Source organism: Pantoea sp. ICBG 985 (genome assembly GCF_002928365.1).
In the GTDB taxonomy this organism is placed as follows: Bacteria; Pseudomonadota; Gammaproteobacteria; order Enterobacterales; family Enterobacteriaceae; genus Pantoea; species Pantoea dispersa.
In genome coordinates this window covers 275,521-300,695 of record NZ_POWM01000001.1, presented here as the reverse complement: position 1 = coordinate 300,695, position 25,175 = coordinate 275,521, and the positions used below count along the sequence as shown (strand labels likewise).

Sequence of the window (25,175 nt, the reverse complement as noted above, 5' to 3'; positions counted from 1 at the left end):
CGGTACCTTGATGACACACTTCACCACGAGGCGCAGTGTAAAGATAAATTAATTCGCCTCGCAAATTAAAACCAGTGTAACTGTGACTTTAATCACCAAAATGGACGTTTTTCACTGCGAAATGCTAGCCACCACCACAAACTTATTTTATGATGAAAAATATCAGGTCGCACTTTTCCAACGCCGCGAGCGCGCAAACGGGTTACCCTATAAGCAGCCAGCTGCAGCAGTAAACGCGACCCTAACTTTCCAATCTTAACTGAGGTGAAGACATGAGACTGATCCCTTTGGCCACACCGACCCAGGTGGGTAAATGGGCTGCACGCCATATCGTTAATCGCATCAATGCCTTTAAACCCAGCGCAGACCGTCCCTTTGTGCTGGGACTGCCAACCGGCGGTACGCCGCTGGAAGCCTACAAGCACCTGATCGAGATGCATAAAGCGGGCCAGGTTAGTTTCAAACACGTGATCACCTTCAATATGGATGAGTATGTCGGTCTGCCGAAAGAGCATCCGGAAAGCTATCACAGCTTTATGTACCGTAACTTTTTCGATCACGTTGATATTCAACCAGAAAATATCAATCTTCTGAATGGCAATGCCGAAGATATTGACGCAGAATGTCGCCAATACGAAGAGAAGATCCGCGCACTGGGTAAAATCCACCTGTTTATGGGCGGCGTCGGCAACGATGGCCACATTGCGTTCAACGAGCCGGCTTCTTCGCTCTCTTCCCGCACCCGCATTAAAACCCTGACGCACGACACCCGTGTGGCGAACTCGCGTTTCTTCGACGGCGATGTTGATCAGGTGCCTAAATATGCCCTGACCGTGGGCGTCGGCACGCTGCTGGATGCGGAAGAAGTGATGATTCTGGTGACCGGCCACGTCAAAGCCCAGGCGCTGCAGGCGGCGGTAGAAGGTAACGTCAACCACATGTGGACCATCAGCTGCCTGCAGCTGCACCCGAAAGCGGTGGTGGTGTGTGATGAGCCAGCCACCATGGAACTGAAAGTGAAAACCGTGAAATATTTCCGCGAAATGGAAGCGGAAAATATGAAGGGTGTGTAACAACACGTTGTAGAAAGCCTGCTGTTAAGCGCAGCAGGTTCAGCCGGGAGAAGAGATGATGTACGCATTAGTTAACGGCCGGATTTTTACCGGCCATGAAGTTCTGGACAATCACGCCGTGGTGATTGCCAATGGCCTGATTGAGCGTGTCTGCCCGCGCGATGCGCTGGACGCCGCGATTCCACAACAAGATGTGGCTGGTGCGTTCATCGCTCCCGGATTTATCGACCTGCAGCTCAACGGCTGCGGCGGCGTGCAGTTCAACGATGACATCAATGCCCTGAGCGTGGAAACGCTGGAGATCATGCAGCGTGCCAATGAAAAATCCGGCTGCACCAGCTATTTACCAACGCTGATTACCAGCAGTGATGAACTGATGAAGCGCGCGATTGAAACCATGCGCGCTTACCTGGCGAAGCATCAGAATCAGGCGCTGGGCCTGCATCTGGAAGGTCCGTGGCTGAATAAAGAGAAGAAAGGCACCCACAATCCGCAGCTGATTCGTCTGCCGGATGCGGAGCTGGTGGATTTCCTGTGCGCCAACGCTGACGTCATCACCAAAGTTACGCTGGCACCGGAAAATGCGGGCAGCGCCGTGATTCGCCAGCTGCGTGACGCCGGGATTATTGTGTCGTCTGGTCACTCCAATGCCACCTATGCCGAAGCCAAAGCGGGCATCAGCGCGGGCGTCACCTTTGCCACCCACCTGTATAACGCCATGAGCGCCTTTAGCGGTCGTGAGCCAGGTCTTATCGGTGCGCTGTTTGATTCGCCTGATGTATACTGCGGCATTATTGCAGACGGTTTACATGTCAATTACGCTAACGTGCGCAATGCAAAACGAATCAAAGGCGACAAACTGGTGCTGGTGACCGATGCCACCGCGCCAGCCGGTGCGTCGATTGATCAATTCATTTTTGCAGGTAAAACAATATACTATCGCGACGGCCTGTGCGTAGATGAGAACGGTACCCTGAGCGGATCTGCGCTGACGATGATTGAAGCGGTGCAGAATAGCGTGGAACATTGTGGTATCGCGCTGGACGAAGCGCTGCGCATGGCGACCCTGTATCCGGCAAGGGCAATGGGTGTGGAAAAGCAGTTTGGTACGGTGGAAGCAGGAAAAGTCGCCAACCTCACTGTCTTTACCCGCGATTATCAAATCACTAAGACGTTCGTCAACGGAGACAACGTCCTCAGCGAGTAAGTACTGAATGACCACTGGCGGCCAGACTCAAATAGGAAATGTCGATCTTGTCAAACAACTTAACAGTGCAGCTGTTTACCGGCTGATTGATCAACAGGGGCCGATTTCGCGTATTCAGATTGCCGAACTCAGCCAGCTTGCGCCCGCCAGCGTCACCAAAATTACCCGTCAGCTTATCGAACGCGGCCTCATCAAAGAGGTGGAGCAACAGGCCTCCACCGGTGGGCGCCGCGCCATCTCCATCATCACCGAAACCCGCCATTTTCATACCATCGGCGTGCGCCTGGGGCGCAACGATGCCACGCTGACGCTGTTCGATCTCAGCGGAAAATCGCTGGCGCAGGAAGATTATCCGCTGCCGGAGCGCACCCAGGAGACGCTGGAGAACGCGCTGTTCAACGCCATCAGTGCCTTTATGAGCACGCACCAGCGTAAAATTCATGAGCTGATCGCTATCGCGGTGATCCTGCCGGGGCTGGTCGACCCGATTAACGGCATCATTCGCTACATGCCGCATATCGCCGTCAGCCACTGGCCGCTGGTGGCGAGCCTGAAAAAACGCTTTAACGTCACCAGTTTTGTCGGGCACGATATCCGCAGCCTGGCGCTGGCTGAGCACTATTTCGGTGCAAGTCGCGACTGTGCGGACTCCATTCTGGTGCGTTTACACCGCGGAACCGGTGCCGGCATCATCGCTAACGGCCACATTTTTCTCGGCAGCAATGGCAACGTGGGTGAGATTGGCCATATTCAGGTCGATCCGCTCGGCGAACGCTGCCACTGTGGCAACTTTGGCTGCCTCGAAACCATCGCCGCCAACGGCGCGATTGAGAACCGCGTGCGCCACCTGCTCAATCAGGGTTATCCCAGCAGCCTGACGCTGGATGATTGCCAGATGCCGCAAATCTGCCGCGCCGCCAATCAGGGCGACGCGCTGGCCTGCGAAGTGATCGAGTACGTTGGCCGCTATCTCGGCAAAGCGATCGCTATCGCCATTAACCTGTTTAACCCGCAAAAAGTGGTGCTGGCCGGCGAAATTACCGATGCCGACAAAGTGCTGTTCCCGGCGATTGAGGGCTGCATTAACACCCAGGCGTTAAACGCGTTTCGCAAAAATCTGCCCGTGGTGCGGTCTGAACTGGACCATCGCTCGGCAATTGGCGCTTTCGCGCTGGCAAAACGCGCTATGCTGAATGGCATTCTGCTGCAGCACCTGCTGGAAGAATAATAGAAAGCCTGCCGGCTGGCAGGCCCGACCGGAAGCCACCTATGACCATCAAAAGCGTAATCTGTGACATCGACGGCGTGTTGATGCACGACAATACCGCCGTGAAAGGCGCAAACGAATTCCTGCAGCGCATTCTGGAAAAAGAGATGCCGCTGGTGGTACTGACCAACTATCCATCACAAACTGCGCAGGATCTGGCCAACCGCTTTGCCAACGCCGGCGTCGACATCCCGGATTCGGTGTTTTACACCTCCGCCATGGCCACCGCGGATTTCCTGCGTCGTCAGGAGGGCAAAAAAGCCTACGTGATTGGTGAAGGCGCGCTGATTCATGAATTGTATAAGGCCGGTTTTACCATCACTGACGTCAACCCGGATTTCGTCATCGTCGGCGAGACGCGATCGTTTAACTGGGAAATGATGCATAAAGCCGCCTTCTTTGTGGCTAACGGTGCGCGTTTTATCGCGACCAATCCTGATACCCACGCACGCGGCTTTGTGCCGGCCTGTGGCGCGCTCTGTGCCGGTATCGAAACCATTTCCGGCCGCAAACCGTTTTATGTCGGTAAGCCCAGCCCTTACATCATGCGCGCCGCACTGAATAAAATGCATGCGCATTCAGAAGAGACGGTGATTGTGGGCGATAACCTGCGCACCGATATTCTGGCTGGCTTCCAGGCCGGTCTGGAAACCATTCTGGTGCTGTCCGGCGTCTCTACGCTGAGCGATATCGACGCCATGCCGTTCCGTCCGGACTGGATCTACCCTTCCGTGGCTGATATCGACCTGTTCTGATTCGCGTCATGCTGTCTGCTTATGGCCCTGCTCGCCGTTACGGTGTGCAGGGCTTTTTTATGTGTCTGGCATAGCGCTGTGATTCAGCCGCTGACGCGGCCTCATCGGTTGCGCACAAAACCATCACTTCTGACAATTCATTAGACACCATCTAATTTAATAGTTAAATTTTTGAATAAAATTCAACATTACTTCACACCAACAATCTTTTTATCAGTATTTGGTGATTTCGCTTGCGTTACCACTATCAATTAGCGCATTTTCTTATACATCACGCAGCGCAGTCTGCCGGACAAACAAGTCAATAACATCGCCACAGGGTGAGATCAGGAGTCAGTTATGTGTTCGATTTTTGGTGTGCTGGATCTGAAGACCGATCCTGTTGAACTGCGCAAGAAAGCGCTGGAATGTTCCCGTCTGATGCGTCACCGCGGCCCGGACTGGTCAGGCGTCTTCGCTGATGAGAAAGCCATTCTGGTGCACGAGCGCCTGTCCATCGTTGACGTGAACAACGGCGCCCAGCCGCTGTACAACGCGGATCACACCCACGTACTGGCTGTTAACGGCGAAATTTATAACCACCAGGCGCTGCGCGCGGAACTGAGCGATCGCTACGCGTTCCAGACGGGTTCAGACTGCGAAGTCATCCTCGCGCTGTATCAGGAAAAAGGCCTCGACTTCCTCGACGACCTGCAGGGCATGTTCGCCTTCATTCTGTGGGACAGCGTCAAACAGCAGTATCTGATTGGCCGCGATCACATCGGTATTATTCCGCTCTATATGGGCAACGATGAGCACGGCAACCTGTATGTTGCTTCTGAAATGAAAGCGCTGGTGCCGGTGTGCCGCAGCATCAAAGAATTCCCGCCGGGAAGCTACCTCTCCAGCACCGATGGCGAAATCCGTCGTTACTGGCAGCGTGACTGGATGGATTTTGCAGCCGTGGCGCAAAACACCACCGATGCCGCTGGCCTGAAGCACGCGCTGGAAGAGTCAGTGAAGAGTCACCTGATGTCAGACGTACCGTACGGCGTGCTGCTGTCCGGCGGACTCGATTCTTCCATCATCTCTGCGGTGACCAAGCGCTATGCCGCCAAACGTGTGGAAGATCAGGACAAGAGCGATGCGTGGTGGCCGCAGCTGCACTCGTTTGCCGTCGGTCTGGAAGGATCGCCGGATCTGAAAGCGGCGCAGGCGGTGGCCGATCACCTCGGTACCGTGCACCATGAAATTCATTTCACCGTGCAGGAAGGTCTGGATGCGATCCGCGATGTGATTTACCACATCGAAACCTACGATGTGACCACCATTCGTGCGTCGACGCCAATGTATCTGATGTCGCGTAAAATCAAAGCGATGGGCATCAAAATGGTGCTTTCCGGTGAAGGTGCGGATGAAGTGTTTGGTGGTTACCTCTACTTCCATAAAGCACCGAACGCTCAGGAGTTCCACGAAGAAAACGTGCGTAAGCTGCTGGCACTGCACATGTTTGACTGCGCGCGCGCTAACAAAGCGATGTCGGCGTGGGGCGTGGAAGCACGCGTGCCGTTCCTTGATAAGAAATTCCTTGATGTCGCGATGCGTATCAACCCGGAAGACAAAATGTGCGGCAGCAACGGCAAAATGGAAAAACACATTCTGCGTGAGTGTTTCTCCTCTTACCTGCCGGAGAGCGTGGCGTGGCGTCAGAAAGAGCAGTTCTCTGATGGCGTAGGCTACAGCTGGATTGACACGCTGAAAGAAGTGGCGGCGAAGCAGATTAGCGAGCAGCAGCTGGCGACCGCACATTTCCGCTTCCCGCACAACACGCCAACCTCGAAAGAAGCGTATCTGTATCGCGAAATCTTTGAGAAGCTGTTCCCACTGCCAAGCGCAGCAGAGTGCGTTCCGGGCGGTCCATCCGTGGCCTGTTCGTCAGCGAAAGCCATTGAGTGGGATGAAGCGTTTAAATCGATGGACGATCCGTCTGGCCGTGCGGTAGGCGTGCATCAGTCAGCGTACAAATAAGCATTTTCTTTATGCGTATAAGGGGCCCATTGTGGCCCCTTTTTCTTGCATCTGACGCGGATACGATCGAAAATTGCCGAATAAATCATCAGCCTGGTTACAAGCCAGACAAACAGGCGCGTTAAGGCAAAAAACGGCAAAAAATTTGTTGACGCTACAAAGCTCAATACGCATAATGCGCCCCGCAACGCCGATGAAGGTAACGCGAAAAAAGATGGCTACGTAGCTCAGTTGGTTAGAGCACATCACTCATAATGATGGGGTCACAGGTTCGATTCCCGTCGTAGCCACCATCTTTTTGCGGGAGTGGCGAAATTGGTAGACGCACCAGATTTAGGTTCTGGCGCCGCAAGGTGTGCGAGTTCAAGTCTCGCCTCCCGCACCATTTCAGTCTTCGGCAGCCGGATGGGGTATCGCCAAGCGGTAAGGCACCGGTTTTTGATACCGGCATTCCCTGGTTCGAATCCAGGTACCCCAGCCAATCCGATGCACTCTCGTGGATACGAGTCGACGAATGGGATATCGCCAAGCGGTAAGGCACCGGTTTTTGATACCGGCATTCCCTGGTTCGAATCCAGGTATCCCAGCCATCATCGGGCGCAGTAAAGCAGTACAATCTGGCTACGTAGCTCAGTCGGTTAGAGCACATCACTCATAATGATGGGGTCACAGGTTCGATTCCCGTCGTAGCCACCAAACAAATTGGGGTGTCGCCAAGCGGTAAGGCAGTGGATTCTGATTCCACCATTCCGGGGTTCGAATCCCTGCACCCCAGCCATACAAAGACAATTTGACCAAACACCTATTGGGGTGTCGCCAAGCGGTAAGGCACCGGATTCTGATTCCGGCATTCCGGGGTTCGAATCCCTGCACCCCAGCCAAATTGCACAACAGGCCCGCTTTTGCGGGCTTTGTTGTTTTTGTCGTTCCTGAATTTCACGCCTTATACAACAAATGACGCCGCCACAATTGCGGCGCCCGGTGTGTTTACAACCCCAGCGCGTAACGCAGCACCTGACGCTTGAGCACGCCAGCATTCTCTGCCGCAATCAGTCCAAGGTTACGCACCACACGCAGCGGCGGCAGCGCGTTGCTAAAGGCGAAGTAGAACAGATCCATACCACCCTGCATCAGCAAATTATCTTTGTAGCGCTGACGGTGATAACGCTGCAGAACCGGCAGCGATGACCAGCGCTGCGCCTGACTGCGCGCGTCCACCAGCGTATCAATCAACGCATCCACATCGCGGTAGCCGAGATTAACCCCTTGCCCGGCCAGCGGATTGATGGTGTGTGCAGCATCACCGACCAGCGCCAGGCCCGGCAGCACGTAGCGTGTGGCATGGCGGCGCACCAGTGGAAACGACGCCGCGTTCTTTACCTGGAAGCGGCCGACACGCGCCGGGAAGTTGGCCTGTACTTCTTTGGCCAGCTGGCTGAGCGGCAGATTTTGCAGCTGACGGATCCGCGCCGGCGCGTCGTACCACACCAGCGAAGCGTGACGATCGAACAGCGGCAGAAACGCGCGCGGTCCATCCGGCGTAAATTGCTGCCAGGTGGCATCGCCGGCCTCGTGTTCACACTCAACGCTGATTAGCATGCAGGATTGTGCATAGTTCCAGCCGCGCACGCCGATACCCGCCAGCTGTCGCACGCGCGAATTAGCGCCATCGGCCCCCACCACCAGCTGGCTATCCAGCGTGCTCCCGTCATCCAGCTGCAGCTGCCAGCCGCCGCTGTGCGCCTGTAACGCCTGCAGTGAGGCCGGGCACAGCAACGTTACGCCATCCTGCTGCATCTGCTCCCACAGCGCGCGCTGCAGCACGCTGTTTTCCACCATATAGCCCAGCTCGGGAATGCCCAGTGCAGCCGCGTCGAAGGTGACGTGTGCGCTTTGCCACTCCCAGGTTTCCAGCTTGCGGTAGGGCGCGCAGCGCATCGCCTGGACACGCGGCCAGACATTGAGCTGGCGCAGCAGCGCCACCGATGACGCACCAATGGCGGAGATACGTATATCCGGCGCCAGGCTGGCGTCAAACGCGGCCGGCTCGGCACGCTCAATCACCGCCACGCGAAACTGCTGCTGCGCCAGACCACAGGCCAGCGCGGCACCGACCATGCCGCCGCCCACCACCACCACATCAAACTGTGAATCCTGCATTGACTCTTATCCTTCTGATTGCCGTGACGCCTTGCGGCAGCACTCTATGTGGCAAAGTGTACCGGAAATTTACCGCACCAGCAGAAAAGCCCTGCTAACCTTGTGCTTCAGCCGTGCATGTTTAACGCACCTGTCGCGTGAAATATAACCGGGCATCATGCCCAAAATAATTCGTGCGCCGGGAAGGCGGCAAGCAAGGATCATCCCGGGAGCTTACATCAGTAAGTGACCGGGAGAGCCGCGCGCAGCCAACGCACCTGGCGTGTGAAATATAACCGGGCATCATGCCCTAAATAATTCGTGCGCCAGGAAGGCGGCAGGCAAGGATCTCCCCGGGAGCTTACATCAGTAAGTGACCGGGGGAGCTGCGCGCAGCCAACGCACCTGTCGCGTGAAATATAACCGGGCATCATGTCCTAAATAATTCGTGCGCCGGGAAGGCGGCAAGCAAGGATCTCCCCGGGAGCTTACATCAGTAAGTGACCGGGGGAGCCGCGCGCAGCCAACGCACCTGGCGTGCGAAGTATGACGGGCATGCTGGTCACACCCGCGCCAAAGCATTACAATACGCGCCCTGCACTTCTCTGCTCAGAATCAATGGCTAGTTCAATGACCAAAAAACTGCATATCAAAACCTGGGGCTGTCAGATGAACGAATATGATTCATCGAAGATGGCTGACCTACTGAACAGCACGCACGGCTATACCCTGACGGAGGAAGCCGAAGACGCAGACGTTCTGCTGCTGAATACCTGCTCCATCCGTGAGAAGGCGCAGGAAAAAGTGTTTCACTTGCTGGGACGCTGGAAGAAGCTCAAGGCGAAAAATCCTGAGCTGATTATTGGCGTGGGCGGCTGCGTGGCTTCGCAGGAGGGCGATAAAATTCGCCAGCGCGCGCAGTGCGTGGACATCGTTTTTGGCCCGCAGACGCTGCATCGTCTGCCGGAGATGATTAATCAGGTGCGCGGCAGCAAAAGCCCGATTGTTGACGTCTCGTTCCCGGAAATCGAAAAGTTTGATCGCCTGCCGGAGCCACGCGCTGAAGGGCCGACGGCTTTTGTCTCGATCATGGAAGGCTGCAATAAATATTGCACTTTCTGCGTGGTGCCTTATACGCGCGGCGAGGAAGTGAGCCGTCCTTGCGATGACATTCTGCTGGAAGTTGCCCAGCTGGCGGCGCAGGGCGTGCGTGAAGTGAATCTGCTGGGGCAGAATGTTAACGCCTATCGTGGCGCGACCTTTGACGACCAGATTTGTACCTTTGCCGAGCTGCTGCGTCTGGTGGCCGCGATAGACGGAATTGACCGGATTCGTTTCACCACCAGCCATCCTATTGAGTTCACGGACGACATCATCGACGTTTATCGTGATACGCCGGAGCTGGTGAGCTTCCTGCACCTGCCAGTGCAGAGCGGTGCCGATCGTATTCTGACGCTGATGAAGCGAGCGCACACTGCGCTGGAGTACAAAGCGATTATCCGCAAGCTGGTGGCCGCGCGCCCGGATATCCAGATCAGTTCAGATTTCATCATTGGCTTCCCGGGCGAAACCCAGCAGGATTTCGAGCAGACCATGAAGCTGATCGGCGAAGTTAATTTCGACACCAGCTTCAGCTTTATCTATTCGGCGCGTCCGGGTACGCCGGCGGCCGATCTGCCGGACGACGTGCCGGAAGAGGAGAAGAAGCAGCGTTTGTACATTTTGCAGGATCGCATCAATCAGCAGGCGATGGCATGGAGCCGCCGCATGCTTGGTACCGTTCAGCGTATTCTGGTGGAAGGCACCTCACGTAAGAATGTGATGGAGCTGACCGGCCGTACCGAAAACAACCGCGTGGTCAACTTTGAAGGCGACGTGCGCATGATCGGTAAATTTGTTGATGTCGAAATCGTCGATGTTTATACCAATTCGCTGCGTGGCGTCGTGGTTCGCACCGAAGAGGAGATGGGCCTGCGCGTCGCGGAGAGTCCGGCATCGGTGATTGCGCGTACGCGTAAAGAGGATGAGATCGGCGTGGGCCTGTATCAACCTTGAGACCGCGATTACTGAGCGACAGCGCACAACGCGCTGTCGCCTGTTTCATCCCGCAGCCCTTGCTTTCCGCAGCTGCCGCCCAAATATCTCCCCTGAAGCTTGCGCCCGGGCGCGACCCCATAAATAATTCCGTAAAGATGCTGACGCCTGGCGTACGGTATCTGCTATTTCTTTCAACTGGCCCTGAGTGACCCAAAGGATTCATTTGAATATCGAAACTCGTGAAATCGCCCTTGAACCGGCAGACAATCGTCGACTGATGAGCCTGTGCGGTCCGTTTGATGACAACGTTAAACAGCTGGAGCGCCGTCTGGGCATTGAGATCAATCGCCGCGACAACCTGTTTAAGCTGGTTGGCCGCGCGCTGAGTGTCGAGGCGGCCGCCAATATTCTGCGTTCGCTGTACGTTGATACCGCGCCGGTGCGCGGCCAGATCCCGGACATTGAACCGGATCAGATCCATCTGGCGATCAAAGAGAGTCGCGTGCTGGAACAGACGGCCGACAGCGTGCCGGAGTACGGTAAAGCGGTAAACATCAAGACCAAGCGCGGCGTAATTAAACCGCGTACGCCAAACCAGGCGCAGTACATCGCCAATATTCTCGATCACGACATCACCTTCGGCATTGGGCCGGCCGGGACCGGGAAAACCTATCTGGCGGTCGCCGCCGCGGTGGATGCGCTGGAGCGGCAGGAGATTCGTCGTATTCTGCTGACGCGTCCGGCGGTCGAAGCCGGCGAAAAGCTCGGCTTCCTGCCCGGCGATCTCAGTCAGAAAGTCGATCCTTACCTGCGTCCGCTGTATGACGCCCTGTTTGAAATGCTGGGCTTCGAGCGCGTCGAGAAGCTGATGGAGCGCAACGTGATTGAAGTCGCGCCGCTGGCCTACATGCGCGGCCGTACGCTGAACGACGCGTTCGTGATTCTCGATGAGAGCCAGAACACCACCATCGAACAGATGAAAATGTTCCTGACGCGTATCGGCTTCAACTCTAAAGCGGTGATTACCGGTGACGTGACGCAGATTGACCTGCCGCGCAGCACCAAATCCGGTCTGCGCCACGCCATTGAAGTGCTGGCCAACGTGGAAGAGATCAGCTTCAACTTTTTCCACAGCGAAGACGTGGTACGTCATCCGGTGGTCGCACGCATTGTTAATGCTTATGAAGCCTGGGAAGAAGCGGACCAGAAACGCCGTGATAAACTGGCGGAAGAGCGTAAGCGTGAGGCGCAGGCGGCACAAACTGCCAGCCAGCCGACGCCGCAGGAGCCTTCATGAGCACGGTGATTTTAGATTTGCAGCTGGCGTGTGCCGATGAAAACGGCCTGCCCGCAGAAGCGGCGTTTCAGCGCTGGCTGGAGGCGGCGGTCACGCCGTTTCAGCCTGAGAGCGAAGTCACGATACGGCTGGTCGATGAAGCGGAGAGTCATGAGCTTAATCTGACTTATCGCGGCAAAGATAAGCCGACTAATGTGCTGTCGTTTCCGTTCGAAGCACCGCCGGGCATTGAGCTGCCGCTGCTGGGCGACCTGATTATTTGTCGTCAGGTTGTTGAGCAGGAAGCGGCCGAGCAGGGCAAAAGCCCTGAAGCGCACTGGGCACACATGGTGGTTCACGGCACGCTGCATCTGCTGGGTTATGACCATATTGAAGACGAGGAAGCTGAAGAGATGGAAGCGCTCGAGACCGAGATAATGCTTGCTCTTGGCTATCCCGATCCGTACATTTCGGAAAAAGAAGACGCCTGAACCGCCGGTTCAGGACATTGCGCTGCTGGCGAGGATGCCGGCAGTTCCTTTCCCTCATTCGAGAGAACTAAATAAAAACGCCATGAGCGACGACCATTCTCAAAACAACGACGCACCCAGTAGTAAAAAGGGTTTTTTCTCCCTGTTAATCAATCAGCTTTTCCACGGCGAACCCAAAAACCGTGACGAACTGCTGGGGCTGATCCGCGATTCTGAGCAAAAAGAGCTGATCGACCAGGACACCCGCGACATGCTGGAAGGGGTGCTGGATATTGCCGAACAGCGCGTGCGCGACATCATGATCCCGCGCTCGCAGATGATAACCCTGAAGCGCAACCAGAGCCTTGAAGAGTGCCTGGCAGTGATTATTGAATCTGCCCACTCGCGCTTCCCGGTAATCAGCGAAGATAAAGACCATGTTGAAGGCATTCTGATGGCGAAAGATCTGCTGCCGTTTATGAGCAGCAGCGCCGAGCCATTCAGCATGGAAAAAGTGCTGCGCCCGGTCGTGGTGGTGCCTGAGAGCAAGCGCGTCGATCGCATGCTCAAAGAGTTCCGCTCGCAGCGCTATCATATGGCGATCGTCATTGATGAGTTCGGTGGTGTCTCCGGACTGGTGACCATCGAAGATATCCTGGAGCTGATCGTCGGCGAAATTGAAGACGAATATGACGACGAAGAAGATCGCGATATCCGCCAGCTCAATCGCCACACCTATACGGTGCGTGCGCTGACGCCGATTGAGGATTTCAATGAGGTATTTGGTAGCGATTTCAGTGATGACGAAGTCGATACCATTGGCGGTCTGGTGATGCAGGGATTCGGCCATCTGCCGGCGCGCGGTGAAAGCATCGACATTGAGGGTTACCAATTCAAAGTTGCGATGGCTGACAGCCGCCGTATCATCCAGGTGCATGTGAAAATTCCGGAAGACTCTCCGCAACCGCAACTGGAAGACGAATAATTTTATGGCATTAGCCTCTCTCTACTCGCAGCAGCGGGTTCGCCTGCTGCTGGCATTAATTCTGGGTGCCGCGGGCACCCTTTCCTTTTCCCCGTATGATTTCTGGCCCGCCGCCCTGCTCTCTCTGGCCGGTTTGCAGCTGCTGTTGCTGGATCGCCGCAGCGCGCAGGCGGCAGGCATCGGTTTTGCCTGGGGCTTTGGCCTGTTCGGCAGCGGCATCAACTGGGTGTACGTCAGCATTGCGACGTTTGGCGGCATGCCCGGCCCGGTCAATGTGTTCCTCGTGGTGCTGCTCGCCGCCTATCTGGCGCTCTACCCGCTGCTGTTTGCCCTGCTGCTGAACCGCTTCTGGCCGCGGGCCACGCTGTGGCGCATGGCGCTGGCGGCACCGGCGCTGTGGCAGATCACCGAGTTTCTGCGCGGCTGGGTGCTGACCGGCTTTCCATGGCTGCAGTTTGGCTACAGCCAGATCGATGGGCCGCTGAAAGGCCTGGCGCCGCTGGCTGGCGTGGAAACCATCACCTTCCTGCTGATGGTGATTGCCGGCATGCTGGCCTCGGCCTGCTACCACCGCAGCGTGAAAAACCTGATTATCGCCGTCGCGCTGCTGCTGCTGCCGTGGCCACTGCGGATGCTGCAGTGGTATCAGCCGCTGCCGCAGCGCAGCGTCAATGTGGCGATGGTGCAGGGCAATATTCCGCAGTCAATGAAGTGGGATCCGCAGCAGCTGCTGACCACGCTGCGCGTCTATACCGCATACAGCAAGCCGTTTATCGGCAAAGCGCCAATCATCATCTGGCCGGAGTCGGCAATTACCGATCTGGAGAGTAATCAGCAGCCGTTTCTGCATGCGCTGGATGACGAACTGCGCGCGCGTGGCAGCACGCTGATCACCGGCATTGTTGATTCGCGCGTTGAGAGCGACAACCGCTATCACGATTACAACTCGGTAATTGTGCTGGGTGGCGCGCAGCCTTACAGCTATCAGAGCCGCAACCGTTACCAGAAAAACCATCTGGTGCCGTTTGGCGAGTTTGTACCGCTGGAAGGTCTGCTGCGTCCGCTGGCTCCGTTCTTCGACCTGCCGATGTCCTCGTTCAGCCGTGGCGCCTACCTGCAGCCGCAGCTGAAAGTGGCGGGCTACAACCTCACCAGCGCAATTTGCTATGAGATCGTGCTGGGCGAACAGGTGCGCGCCAACTTCCGTCCGGACACCAACTTCCTGCTGACGGTGTCGAACGATGCCTGGTTCGGTCATTCGATTGGTCCGTGGCAGCATTTCCAGATGGCGCGCATGCGTGCGCTGGAGCTGGGTCGCCCGCTGCTGCGCTCAACCAACAACGGTGTTACCGCAGTGGTGAATGCGCAGGGAGACGTGGAGAACATCATCCCGCAGTTCACCCGCGAAGTGCTGAGCGCAACAGTCACGCCTGCCAGCGGGGAAACGCCGTATGCACGCGTCGGTATCTGGCCGGTATGGCTGCTGACGCTGGCGGGCATCGTGCTGGCGATTTTACGCCGCCGCGCCTGATATCCCGCCCTCTCACCAGGCGAAGCGCAGGCTTCGCCTTTTTTCTGCGCAGTTTTCCGCTCCCTTTCTCCTTAGTCACCGCCACTTTCTGCTGCCTTTTTGCTCGCTCTCCGCGTACTGGCACGATCATTGCTAATTATTTCAGTGGTTTTAGCAACATCGGTGATTTGTCAGCGTAATGCCCTGTTTGCGCACCATTATCTGGCACCGAAGCGCACTTAATTGGCGCAGAGGCCGTTTTTTGCCTCTTATTGGTGCGGAGCGGCTCGCAAAAAACGAACTTTTTTGTTTCATTACGTTAACAATTCGCTATGTTAATCACTATCCTGCGCGCAGTTGCGCTAAGGGATAATTATAAAAGCAGCAGGAAATACACACAACATCACAATCTGCGCAGTTTATGTTCTGCGCAACATTCACACGAAGGAGTAGGAACATGCAGATTCGCAAAGTGGCATTATCGCTTCTGCTGTTGGGCACAGCAGCGGGCGCGGCCCAGGCGGAAGATCTCACCGGCACCCTGAAAAAAATCAATGATAGTGGCGTGATTGTCGTGGGGCACCGTGAGTCATCCGTTCCCTTTTCTTACTACGACAACCAGCAGAAAGTGGTGGGCTATTCGCAGGACTACTCCAACGCCATTGTTGCCGCCATCAAAGCGAAACTGAATAAGCCGGATCTGCAGGTCAAAATGCTGCCGATCACCTCGCAAAACCGTATTCCACTGCTGCAAAACGGCACCTACGATTTCGAGTGTGGCTCGACCACCAACAACGTAGAGCGTCAGCAGCAGGCGGCGTTCTCTGACACCATCTTCATCATCGGTACGCGTCTGCTGGTGAAGAAAGGTGGCGACATCAAAGACTTCGCCGATCTGAAAGGCAAAACCGTGGTCGTCACCTCGGGCACCACCTCTGAGATTCTGCTGCGCAAGCTGAATGACGAGAAGAAAATGGATATGCGCATCATCAGCGCGAAAGATCACGGTGACTCGTTCCGCACGCTGGAAACCGGTCGCGCAGTGGCTTTCATGATGGATGACGCGCTGCTGGCCGGTGAACGTGCTAAGGCGAAGAAACCGGATAACTGGGAAATCACTGGCACACCGCAGTCCAAAGAAGCCTACGGCTGCATGCTGCGTAAAGACGATGCGCCATTTAAACAGCTGATGGATGACACCATCGCCAAAGCGCAGACGTCGGGTGAAGCCACCAAATGGTTCGATACCTGGTTCAAACAGCCAATTCCGCCGAAGAACCTGAACCTGAACTTCGAGCTGTCTTCTGACATGCAGGCGCTGTTTAAAGCACCGAACGACAAAGCACTCTGAATTAACAATGAAAACAAGGGCGGCACTGCTGCCCTCTCGATTGCTGAACACGCGGTGCGGACAGACAGACTGTAACAGGCCGTTCCCCTGAAGCAGGACACAAGACACCGCTCAACAATCTTATGGGTAGCCTCGCTACCCTTTTTTTACCGGAGCTCGTTATGGGTATCGATTGGAACTGGGGCATCTTTTTACAGCAGGCTCCGTTCGGCAATACGACTTACCTCGGCTGGCTGTGGTCCGGATTTCAGGTGACCGTCGCGGTCTCCTGCTGCGCCTGGATTATCGCCTTCCTGGTAGGTTCCTTCTTTGGCATTCTGCGTACCGTGCCTAATCGCTGGCTGTCCACGATTGGCACCTGCTACGTGGAGCTGTTTCGTAATATCCCGCTGATCGTGCAGTTCTTCTTCTGGTATCTGGTGGCGCCAGAACTGGTCGGGGAGAAGCTCGGCATGTGGTTTAAGGCTGAACTGGACCCGAACATCCAGTTTTTCCTCTCTTCAACCATCTGTCTCGGTCTGTTCACCGCCGCACGCGTGTGTGAGCAGGTGCGCGCCGCGATTCAGTCGCTGCCGCGCGGCCAGAAAAACGCCGGTCTGGCGATGGGCCTGACGCTGCCGCAGACCTACCGCTACGTGCTGCTGCCTAACGCCTATCGCGTGATTGTGCCGCCGATGACCTCGGAAATGCTTAACCTGGTGAAGAACTCCGCCATCGCCTCTACCATCGGTCTGGTCGACCTGGCGGCGCAGGCGGGCAAGCTGCTGGATTACTCGGCGCATGCCTATGAATCTTTCACCGCTATCACCCTGGCCTACGTTGGTATTAACCTGGTGATCATGCTGATTATGAGTCTGGTAGAACGCAAAATCCGCCTGCCCGGCAACCTGGGAGGCAAATAATGTACGATTTTGACTGGAGTTCGATTCCGCCCAGCCTGCCCTATCTGCTGAACGGCATGATCATTACGCTGAAAATCACGGCGGTGGCGGTGGTGTTTGGCATTATCTGGGGCACTATTCTGGCGGTGATGCGTTTGTCCGCGTTCGCCCCGATCCGCTGGTTCGCCAAACTGTACGTGAACCTGTTCCGCTCGGTACCGCTGGTGATGGTGCTGCTGTGGTTCTATCTGGTGGTTCCCAGCTTCCTGCAGCAGGTGCTTGGGCTGTCGCCAAAAACCGATATCCGCCTGATCTCCGCCATGGTGGCGTTTGCGCTGTTTGAAGCCGCTTACTATTCGGAGATTATCCGCGCCGGTATCCAGAGCATCTCGCGCGGCCAGTCCAACGCGGCGCTGGCGCTGGGTATGACGCAGTGGCAGTCGATGAAGCTGATCATCCTGCCGCAGGCGTTCCGCGCCATGGTGCCGCTGCTGCTGACGCAGGGCATCGTGCTGTTCCAGGACACCTCGCTGGTGTATGTGTTAAGCCTGGCGGACTTCTTCCGCACCGCGTCCACCATCGGTGAACGTGACGGTACCCAGGTAGAAATGGTTCTGTTTGCCGGTCTGGTCTACTTCGTGATCAGCCTGAGCGCTTCGCTGTTGGTGAGTTATCTCAAAAGAAAAAGGACGGTTTAAATGATTAGCCTGAAAAATGTTTCTAAGTGGTATGGGCACTTTCAGGTGCTGACCGACTGCTCCACCGAAGTGAAGAAAGGTGAAGTAGTGGTGGTCTGCGGACCGTCCGGCTCGGGTAAATCGACGCTGATTAAAACGGTGAACGGGCTGGAGCCTGTGCAGCAGGGTAGCATTCAGGTGAACGGTACCGAGGTGAACAACAAAAAAACCAATCTCGCCCAACTGCGCAGTAAAGTGGGCATGGTGTTCCAGCACTTCGAACTGTTCCCGCATCTCAGCATCATTGATAACCTGGTGCTGGCACAGGTGAAAGTGCTGAAGCGCGACAAAACTGCCGCGCGCGATAAGGGCCTTGCCCTGCTGAAGCGCGTGGGTCTGGCGGCGCATGCGGAGAAATTCCCTGGTCAGCTGTCTGGCGGTCAGCAGCAGCGCGTCGCCATCGCCCGTGCGCTGTGCATGGATCCTATCGCCATGCTGTTCGATGAACCGACTTCCGCGCTGGATCCGGAGATGATCAACGAAGTGCTGGACGTCATGGTGGAGTTAGCCAACGAAGGCATGACGATGATGGTGGTGACGCACGAGATGGGCTTTGCGCGCAAAGTAGCGAATCGCGTCATTTTCATGGATGAAGGGAAGATTGTTGAAGACACCAACAAGGATGACTTCTTCAGCAATCCGCAGTCCGACCGTGCCAAAGACTTCCTCGCGAAGATCCTGCACTGATACTCACCATTCTGGCGGTCCACGGACCGCCAGCGTCAGGGCTTATCTTGCCCCTCCTGCCCTTCACCAAAATCGATATATTGCTGCTGTGATGCGCACCATTAAGCTTCATCATCGCGGTAACTAAATGCGCGCATACCGCCGCACCTGTTTTTTACGGCAGAAGGGATCCTGAACTAAGCCGGACGTCACGCGGCAGGGATGCCGCGTGTCGAGGCACGCAGGGATGCGGGTTTTGCCGATCCGGGCGTGTTCAGGTTCCCTTCTGACAGTCCGCACGCCTTCAGCAGCAATACTTTTTTTGCTTCATAGCACGGTGATAATTCAGGGCTCAAACGGCTGACGCTGGAACTGATCGTGGCCGCATTCCGGGCAGCGCGTCAGGCTCTCCGGGGTGTAAATCGCCCGGGTAAAGCCGCACTTTTCACACACCAGATTGCCCAGCCCCACCACTTCGCCGCTCTGATACACGCCGTGATGCCGCAGATCCTGAAACACTTCGCGCCACTCCAGCTGGCTCTTATCGGTGATATCGGCCAGCTCTTTCCACAGGCTTTCACGAATCACCCGCAGAAACACTGAATCGCCGAGCGCTTCGCTGGACTCCTGATAGCTGAGCGCGAACTCGTGCAAATCGCGCCGCACCGCGCGCATGACCTCGTCGACTTCGGCGGTGGTCAGCGTCTGTTTCTGCAGCAGCGCACTACGCGCCTCGGCGACCAGTGCGTCGACATCACGCTCGCCACGCTCCAGCCGCTGGGTTAATGCTGCTACGGTTGCACGATACTCCTGCGCCACATTATTCATTTTGTTCTCCTTTCCGCTGCGGATGCTGAGTTAAGTTTAGCCGCTTTGCCATATTTGCTGCGCTTAGCGCAGAGGAAATCGCAAAAGGGTGAAAGCGCTGGCGCATTCCGCACAAATCACGCCGCCGGAGGGCGTCAATTGTTGTTGAGGGGCGGCCTTATGGGTATGCTATGCGGATCAAAAGTGTTTAAAAAACGATTTCACAAGGACCACAGGCAGCCATGCAAGAGCAATACCGCCCGGAAGAGATAGAATCCCGCGTCCAGCAGCACTGGGACGAAAACGAAACCTTCAAAGTGACCGAGCAGGAAGGCAAAGAGAAATACTATTGCCTGTCTATGCTGCCCTATCCTTCTGGCCGCCTGCACATGGGCCACGTGCGTAACTACACCATTGGCGATGTGATTGCGCGCTACCAGCGCATGCTGGGCAAAAACGTCCTGCAGCCGATTGGCTGGGATGCCTTTGGCCTGCCCGCCGAAGGGGCGGCGGTGAAAAACAACACTGCGCCAGCACCCTGGACCTACGACAACATCGAATACATGAAAAACCAGCTGAAACTGCTGGGCTTCGGCTATGACTGGAGTCGCGAACTGGCGACCTGTCAGCCTGAGTATTACCGCTGGGAACAGTGGTTCTTCACCAAACTGTACGAAAAAGGTCTGGTCTACAAAAAAACCTCCGCAGTCAACTGGTGCCCGAACGACCAGACCGTACTGGCGAACGAACAGGTGATCGATGGCTGCTGCTGGCGCTGCGACACCAAAGTCGAACGCAAAGAGATCCCGCAGTGGTTCGTGAAAATCACCGATTACGCCGAAGAGCTGCTCAACGACCTCGATAAGCTGGAAGACTGGCCGGAGCAGGTCAAGACCATGCAGCGCAACTGGATTGGCCGTTCTGAAGGTGTGGAGATCACCTTTGACGTGGCCAACAGCGCGGAAAAAGTCACGGTTTACACCACCCGTCCGGACACCTTCATGGGGGCAACTTATGTCGCCGTGGCAGCCGGTCATCCTCTGGCGCGTCAGGCTGCCGTCAACAACCCGGCGCTGGCTGACTTCATTGCTGAATGCAGCAACACCAAAGTCGCCGAAGCGGACATGGCCACGATGGAGAAGAAAGGCATGGCCACCGGCCTGCACGCTATCCATCCGCTGACGGGCGAAGAGATTCCGGTCTGGGTCGCTAACTTCGTGCTGATGGAGTACGGCACCGGTGCCGTGATGGCCGTACCGGGTCATGACCAGCGCGACTGGGAATTCGCCACCAAATACGATCTCAACATCAAGCCGGTGGTGCTCAACCTCGACGGTACCGAGCCGGATGTCAGCGCCGCGGCGATGACCGAAAAAGGCACGCTGTTCAACTCCGGCGAGTTTGACGGTCTGGACCACGACGCCGGCTTCAACGCCATCGCCGATGCGCTGGCCGCCAAAGGCGTCGGCGTGCGTAAAGTAAACTATCGCCTGCGCGACTGGGGTGTGTCACGCCAGCGCTACTGGGGTGCGCCAATTCCGATGGTGACGCTGGAAGATGGCACCGTAATGCCAACGCCAGAAGATCAGCTGCCGGTAATTCTGCCGGAAGACGTGGTCATGGACGGTATCACCAGCCCAATCAAAGCCGATCCGGAGTGGGCGAAAACCACCGTCAACGGTCAGCCGGCGCTGCGTGAAACCGACACCTTCGACACCTTTATGGAATCATCGTGGTACTACGCGCGTTACACCTGTGCGAACTACAACGAAGGCATGCTGGATCCGGCGGCAGCGAACTACTGGCTGCCGGTCGATCAGTATGTGGGCGGTATCGAACACGCCATCATGCACCTGATGTATTTCCGCTTCTACCACAAGCTGCTGCGCGACGCGGGCCTGGTCAACTCTGACGAGCCGGCCAAACGCCTGCTGTGTCAGGGCATGGTACTGGCAGACGCCTTCTACTACGTCGGCGCCAACGGCGAGCGCAACTGGGTTTCACCGGTTGACGTTAACGTCGAGCGCGACGAAAAAGGCCGCATCACCAAAGCCATCGACAATCAGGGCCGCGAAGTGATCTACGCGGGCATGAGCAAAATGTCGAAGTCCAAAAACAACGGCATCGACCCGCAGCTGATGGTTGAGCGCTACGGCGCAGATACCGTGCGTCTGTTCATGATGTTTGCCTCCCCGGCGGAAATGACGCTGGAGTGGCAGGAGTCAGGCGTGGAAGGCGCTAACCGCTTCCTGAAACGCGTGTGGAAGCTGGCGTACGATCACGTGGCTAAAGGCGCGACCGTGGCGCTGGATGTCAACGCGCTCAACGATGAGCAGAAAGCGCTGCGTCGCGATCTGCACAAAACCATCGCCAAAGTGGCGGATGACATCGGCCGTCGTCAGACCTTCAACACCGCTATTGCGGCGATCATGGAGCTGATGAACAAACTGCTGCGCGCGCCGCAGGAGAGCGAACAGGATCGCGCCCTGATGCAGGAAGCGCTGGTCGCCGTAACGCGCCTGCTCTATCCATTCACCCCGCACGCCAGCTACGTGCTGTGGCAGGCACTGGGTGGCGAAGGCAGCATCGACGACGCCAGCTGGCCGGTTGCCGATGAAGCGGCAATGGTAGAGGATTCGCTGCTGGTGGTGGTGCAGGTCAACGGTAAAGTGCGTGGTAAAATTACCGTAGCGCCGGATGCGACGCAGGAGCAGGTGCAGGCGCGTGCGGCACAGGAGCATCTGGTGGCGAAATATCTGGATGGCGTCACCCTTCGTAAAGTGATTTATGTCCCTGGCAAACTGCTTAACCTGGTCGTAGGTTAAGTTCAGGAGGAACTGTGCGACAACTCGTTATCAGGCTGTTTGTCCTGCTGGCAGTGCTGGTCACTGCCGGCTGTGGTTTTCATCCGCGCGGCACCACGCAGGTGCCACCGGAAATGAAAACGCTGATCGTCCAGAGCGGCGATCCGTATGGCCCGCTGGCGCGCACCGTGCGTCAGCAGCTGCGCATCAACGATGTCAAAATCGTTGAAGACAGCAAAGCGGCCAGTGCGCAATACCCGACGCTGCGTCTCGGCGCGGAGAGCCAGGGACGCGATACTGCGTCGGTATTCATCAGCGGCACCACCGCCGAATACTCGCTGGTAATGACCGTCAGCGCGCAGGTGTTGCTGCCGGGTAAAGGCATTTATCCGATCAGCACCACGGTATACCGTTCGTTCTTCGACAACCCGAACGCCGCGCTGGCGAAGGATGCCGAGCAGGATATGATCGTGCAGGAGATGCGTCAGCGTGCCGCCGAGCAGCTGGTACGTAAGCTGCTGACGGTACACGCCGCGCAGGAGAGCAACAAAGAGACGCTGCCGCAACCTGAAGTGATTGCGCCAGGCGCGGACTCACCGGAAGTGCCCTCCTCGTCAGCCACCAGTCTGCAATGATCAGGATCTATCCTGAACAACTGCGCGCGCAGCTTCGAGAGGGGCTGCGCGCCTGTTATTTTCTCACCGGTAATGAACCCCTGCTGATTCAGGAGAGCGCAGATGCCATCCGCGCTGCCGCCGCTCAGCAGGGCTTCGACGAACATTTTTCCGTCAGCGTTGATGCGCAGACTGACTGGGAGGCGATTTTCGCCAGCTGTCAGTCGCTGAGCCTGTTCACACAGCGCCAGACGCTGACGCTGCAACTGCCGGAAAACGGCCCCAACGCCGCCATCGCCGAACAGCTGGTGAAACTGGCGGCGCTGCTGCACAGCGACATTATGCTGGTGCTGCGGATGGCGAAGCTGACCAAAGCGCAGGAAAACAGCGCCTGGTTCAAAGCGCTCAGCGCCAGTGCGGTGCTGGTGCCGTGCCAGACGCCGGAACAGGCGCAGCTGCCGCGCTGGGTGGCCGCCCGCGCGAAAGCCCTGCAGCTGAGTATTGATGACGCGGCAATTCAGCTGCTCTGCTACTGTTATGAAGGTAATCTGCTGGCGCTGGCCCAGGCGCTGGAGCGGCTGTCGCTGCTGTGGCCGGACGGCAAACTGACGCTGCCCCGCGTGGAAGAAGCGGTGAACGATGCCGCGCATTTCACGCCGTTTCACTGGGTTGATGCGCTGCTGGCCGGCAAGAGCAAACGCGCGCTGCACATTTTGCGTCAGCTGCAAAAAGAGGACAGCGAAGTGGTGATTCTGCTGCGCACGCTGCAGCGCGATCTGCTGACGCTACTGCAGCTGCAACGCCAGCAGGCGAAGCAGCCGCTGCGCACGCTGATGGATCAACAACGTATCTGGCAGAACCGCCGTGCCCTGTTCACTGAAGCGCTGCAGCGACTGGATGCGCAACGGCTGCAGCAAGCGGTGCATCTGCTGGCTCAACTCGAACTGACCATGAAGCAGGACTACGGTCAGAATCTGTGGCCGCAGCTGGAGACGCTGTCGTTGCTGCTGTGCCATCGTGATTTTCCGCTGGGTTTAACTGATGTCTGACCTTTACGCGCTGTTTGGCGGCACCTTCGATCCCATTCATTACGGCCATCTGCGTCCGGTCACCGCGCTGGCGCAGCAGGTTGGCCTGCAAAAAGTGACGCTGCTGCCAAACAACGTGCCGCCGCACCGGCCACAGCCGGAAGCCAGCGCACAACAGCGCGTGGCGATGCTGCGCTGCGCCATTGCCGATCGTCCGCTGTTTGATATCGACACGCGCGAGCTGACGCGCACCACGCCGTCATGGACGGTGGACACGCTGGAAACCCTGCGCGCCGAGCGCGGCGCACAACAGCCCCTCGGGTTTATCATCGGTCAGGATTCTCTGCTAACGTTAGGAAAATGGCATCGCTGGCAGGAGTTGCTGTCGCTGTGTCACCTGCTGGTCTGTCAGCGTCCAGGCTACGCCGCGCAGATGGCTACGCCAGAGATGCAGCAGTGGCTGGATGCGCACCGCGCGCATGAGGTGCAGCAGCTGCATCGCGCGCCGGCAGGCCACATCTGGCTGGCCGATACGCCGCTGTTCGACATTTCTGCCACTGAGATTCGCCAGCGCCGCCATCATGGCCAGGACTGCGCCGATCTGCTGCCAGCGGCGGTGATCGACTACATCGATCGCGCGGGCTTATATCGCGATTGATCGCCGCGTGCTATACTGCGCCGCTTCATTTTTGGCTGCGTTTTCCGGGGCATTCAGCCTGCCCATAATCACCTGTTTTTAAGGGGAACCTTTTGCAAGGCAAAGCACTCCAAGAGTTCGTTATTGATAAGATTGATGATCTCAAAGGCCAGGACATCGTTGCGATTGATGTGCAGGGCAAATCCAGTATCACCGATTGCATGATTATCTGTACCGGGACCTCCAACCGTCACGTCTCCTCCATCGCTGACCATGTGATGCAGGAATCGCGCGCGGCTGGCCTGAAACCGCTCGGCGTCGACGGCAAAGCGGCTGCTGACTGGGTTGTGGTCGATCTCGGTGAAGTGATCGTGCACGTGATGCAGGAAGAGAGCCGCCAGCTGTATGAGCTGGAAAAGCTCTGGAGCTAAACGTTGAAACTGCAGCTTGTCGCCGTCGGCACCAAAATGCCCGACTGGGTTCAGACCGGTTTCATGGAGTACCTGCGTCGCTTTCCCAAAGATATGCCGTTTGAGCTGACTGAAGTGCCGGCCGGTAAACGCGGCAAAAACGCCGACATCAAACGCATTCTGGAAAAAGAGGGTGAAGCGATGCTGGCGGCGGTGGGCAAAGGCAACCGCATTGTGACGCTGGATATTCCCGGACAGCCGTGGGAAACGCCGCAGCTGGCGCAGCAGTTAGAGCGCTGGAAGCTGGACGGGCGTGATGTCAGCCTGCTGATTGGTGGGCCGGAAGGCCTGGCGCCGGCGTGTAAAGCGGCAGCCGAGCAGAGCTGGTCACTGTCCGCGTTAACGCTGCCGCACCCGCTGGTGCGTGTGCTGGTGGCGGAAAGCCTGTATCGTGCCTGGAGTATTACCACTAATCACCCTTATCACCGTGAATAAACGCCTGACAACCTCCAGA

22 protein-coding genes and 7 tRNA genes are annotated in these 25,175 nt (G+C 56.9%); 27 read left to right on the top strand and 2 right to left on the bottom strand.

All coding sequences use genetic code 11. The features are described from left to right. Window positions 1-272 precede the first annotated feature (272 nt). From nagB to C1Y42_RS01485, 12 genes are all read left to right on the top strand, one after another. On the top strand, window positions 273-1,073 hold the full coding sequence (nagB, locus tag C1Y42_RS01540) for a glucosamine-6-phosphate deaminase (RefSeq protein WP_031279884.1): 801 nt from the start codon (window positions 273-275) through the stop codon (window positions 1,071-1,073). A gap of 58 nt (window positions 1,074-1,131) precedes the next feature. Next, window positions 1,132-2,280 carry an N-acetylglucosamine-6-phosphate deacetylase gene (gene nagA / locus C1Y42_RS01535; protein WP_058758042.1) on the top strand — a complete coding sequence of 383 codons (1,149 nt, stop codon included), beginning with the start codon at window positions 1,132-1,134 and terminating at the stop codon, window positions 2,278-2,280. A 7-nt stretch (window positions 2,281-2,287) separates the two neighbouring features. Then, window positions 2,288-3,508, top strand: coding sequence for an N-acetylglucosamine repressor (locus tag C1Y42_RS01530; RefSeq protein WP_058757890.1), 1,221 nt, complete (start codon window positions 2,288-2,290; stop codon window positions 3,506-3,508). A gap of 41 nt (window positions 3,509-3,549) precedes the next feature. Continuing rightward, window positions 3,550-4,302, top strand: a complete 753-nt coding sequence (locus C1Y42_RS01525) for an HAD-IIA family hydrolase (RefSeq protein ID WP_021508565.1) — start codon at window positions 3,550-3,552, stop codon at window positions 4,300-4,302. 339 nt (window positions 4,303-4,641) lie between these two features. Then, a complete protein-coding gene (asnB, locus tag C1Y42_RS01520) occupies window positions 4,642-6,309 on the top strand; it encodes an asparagine synthase B (protein ID WP_104092694.1) in 1,668 nt (555 codons plus the stop codon). Window positions 6,310-6,525: 216 nt separating this feature from the next. After that, window positions 6,526-6,602, top strand: a tRNA-Met gene (locus C1Y42_RS01515). Between the two features lie 7 nt (window positions 6,603-6,609). After that, window positions 6,610-6,694: transfer RNA gene (locus tag C1Y42_RS01510), tRNA-Leu, on the top strand. 21 nt (window positions 6,695-6,715) lie between these two features. After that, window positions 6,716-6,790 (top strand) — tRNA-Gln (locus C1Y42_RS01505). A 34-nt stretch (window positions 6,791-6,824) separates the two neighbouring features. Continuing rightward, window positions 6,825-6,899: transfer RNA gene (locus tag C1Y42_RS01500), tRNA-Gln, on the top strand. Window positions 6,900-6,928: 29 nt separating this feature from the next. Continuing rightward, window positions 6,929-7,005 (top strand) — tRNA-Met (locus C1Y42_RS01495). A 7-nt stretch (window positions 7,006-7,012) separates the two neighbouring features. Continuing rightward, window positions 7,013-7,087, top strand: a tRNA-Gln gene (locus tag C1Y42_RS01490). 28 nt (window positions 7,088-7,115) lie between these two features. Next, window positions 7,116-7,190, top strand: a tRNA-Gln gene (locus C1Y42_RS01485). Window positions 7,191-7,296: 106 nt separating this feature from the next. Here C1Y42_RS01485 and ubiF read toward each other — a convergent pair. After that, the gene (gene ubiF, locus C1Y42_RS01480; protein WP_104092693.1) at window positions 7,297-8,469 is read right to left on the bottom strand and encodes a 3-demethoxyubiquinol 3-hydroxylase; all 1,173 of its coding nucleotides are present in this window, start codon (window positions 8,467-8,469) and stop codon (window positions 7,297-7,299) included. 609 nt (window positions 8,470-9,078) lie between these two features. On the opposite strand from ubiF, the gene miaB reads away from it, so the two are divergent. From miaB to C1Y42_RS01435, 9 genes are all read left to right on the top strand, one after another. After that, window positions 9,079-10,503, top strand: coding sequence for a tRNA (N6-isopentenyl adenosine(37)-C2)-methylthiotransferase MiaB (miaB, locus tag C1Y42_RS01475; RefSeq protein ID WP_021508568.1), 1,425 nt, complete (start codon window positions 9,079-9,081; stop codon window positions 10,501-10,503). 205 nt (window positions 10,504-10,708) lie between these two features. Beyond that, window positions 10,709-11,782, top strand: a complete 1,074-nt coding sequence (locus C1Y42_RS01470; protein ID WP_058757893.1) for a PhoH family protein — start codon at window positions 10,709-10,711, stop codon at window positions 11,780-11,782. After that, on the top strand, window positions 11,779-12,252 hold the full coding sequence (ybeY, locus tag C1Y42_RS01465; RefSeq protein WP_010616134.1) for an rRNA maturation RNase YbeY: 474 nt from the start codon (window positions 11,779-11,781) through the stop codon (window positions 12,250-12,252). Before C1Y42_RS01470 ends, ybeY begins: the two co-directional genes overlap by 4 nt. Before the next feature lie 82 nt (window positions 12,253-12,334). Further along, window positions 12,335-13,216 (top strand): CNNM family magnesium/cobalt transport protein CorC, encoded by an 882-nt coding sequence (corC, locus tag C1Y42_RS01460; RefSeq protein ID WP_021508571.1) that lies wholly within the window; start codon window positions 12,335-12,337, stop codon window positions 13,214-13,216. Between the two features lie 4 nt (window positions 13,217-13,220). Then, window positions 13,221-14,747 carry an apolipoprotein N-acyltransferase gene (gene lnt / locus C1Y42_RS01455; protein WP_104092692.1) on the top strand — a complete coding sequence of 509 codons (1,527 nt, stop codon included), beginning with the start codon at window positions 13,221-13,223 and terminating at the stop codon, window positions 14,745-14,747. A gap of 436 nt (window positions 14,748-15,183) precedes the next feature. Further along, on the top strand, window positions 15,184-16,077 hold the full coding sequence (locus tag C1Y42_RS01450; protein WP_104092691.1) for an amino acid ABC transporter substrate-binding protein: 894 nt from the start codon (window positions 15,184-15,186) through the stop codon (window positions 16,075-16,077). A 161-nt stretch (window positions 16,078-16,238) separates the two neighbouring features. Continuing rightward, complete coding sequence (locus C1Y42_RS01445; RefSeq protein ID WP_021508574.1) at window positions 16,239-16,979, top strand: amino acid ABC transporter permease; 741 nt, start codon at window positions 16,239-16,241, stop codon at window positions 16,977-16,979. Next, entirely contained in the window at window positions 16,979-17,656 is a 678-nt protein-coding gene (gene gltK / locus C1Y42_RS01440) for a glutamate/aspartate ABC transporter permease GltK (RefSeq protein ID WP_021508575.1), read from the top strand. The genes C1Y42_RS01445 and gltK overlap by 1 nt, the downstream gene beginning before the upstream one ends. After that, window positions 17,657-18,382: an amino acid ABC transporter ATP-binding protein gene (locus C1Y42_RS01435; protein WP_058757895.1), complete on the top strand. Its 726-nt coding sequence runs from the start codon at window positions 17,657-17,659 to the stop codon at window positions 18,380-18,382. A gap of 324 nt (window positions 18,383-18,706) precedes the next feature. Here C1Y42_RS01435 and C1Y42_RS01430 read toward each other — a convergent pair whose 3' ends face one another. Continuing rightward, window positions 18,707-19,189 (bottom strand): zinc ribbon-containing protein, encoded by a 483-nt coding sequence (locus tag C1Y42_RS01430; RefSeq protein ID WP_021508577.1) that lies wholly within the window; start codon window positions 19,187-19,189, stop codon window positions 18,707-18,709. Between the two features lie 221 nt (window positions 19,190-19,410). On the opposite strand from C1Y42_RS01430, the gene leuS reads away from it, so the two are divergent. The 6 genes from leuS to rlmH all read left to right on the top strand — a co-directional run bounded on the left by leuS (window position 19,411) and on the right by rlmH (window position 25,156). Beyond that, window positions 19,411-21,993, top strand: coding sequence for a leucine--tRNA ligase (gene leuS / locus C1Y42_RS01425; RefSeq protein ID WP_104092690.1), 2,583 nt, complete (start codon window positions 19,411-19,413; stop codon window positions 21,991-21,993). Window positions 21,994-22,007: 14 nt separating this feature from the next. Continuing rightward, a complete protein-coding gene (gene lptE, locus C1Y42_RS01420) occupies window positions 22,008-22,607 on the top strand; it encodes an LPS assembly lipoprotein LptE (protein WP_021508579.1) in 600 nt (199 codons plus the stop codon). Continuing rightward, a complete protein-coding gene (gene holA, locus C1Y42_RS01415) occupies window positions 22,604-23,635 on the top strand; it encodes a DNA polymerase III subunit delta (protein ID WP_021508580.1) in 1,032 nt (343 codons plus the stop codon). The genes lptE and holA overlap by 4 nt, the downstream gene beginning before the upstream one ends. After that, window positions 23,628-24,272 carry a nicotinate-nucleotide adenylyltransferase gene (nadD, locus tag C1Y42_RS01410; protein ID WP_058769435.1) on the top strand — a complete coding sequence of 215 codons (645 nt, stop codon included), beginning with the start codon at window positions 23,628-23,630 and terminating at the stop codon, window positions 24,270-24,272. Before holA ends, nadD begins: the two co-directional genes overlap by 8 nt. 92 nt (window positions 24,273-24,364) lie before the next feature. Further along, window positions 24,365-24,682, top strand: coding sequence for a ribosome silencing factor (gene rsfS, locus C1Y42_RS01405; protein ID WP_021508582.1), 318 nt, complete (start codon window positions 24,365-24,367; stop codon window positions 24,680-24,682). 3 nt (window positions 24,683-24,685) lie between these two features. Next, on the top strand, window positions 24,686-25,156 hold the full coding sequence (gene rlmH, locus C1Y42_RS01400) for a 23S rRNA (pseudouridine(1915)-N(3))-methyltransferase RlmH (protein WP_058757899.1): 471 nt from the start codon (window positions 24,686-24,688) through the stop codon (window positions 25,154-25,156). Window positions 25,157-25,175 lie beyond the last annotated feature (19 nt).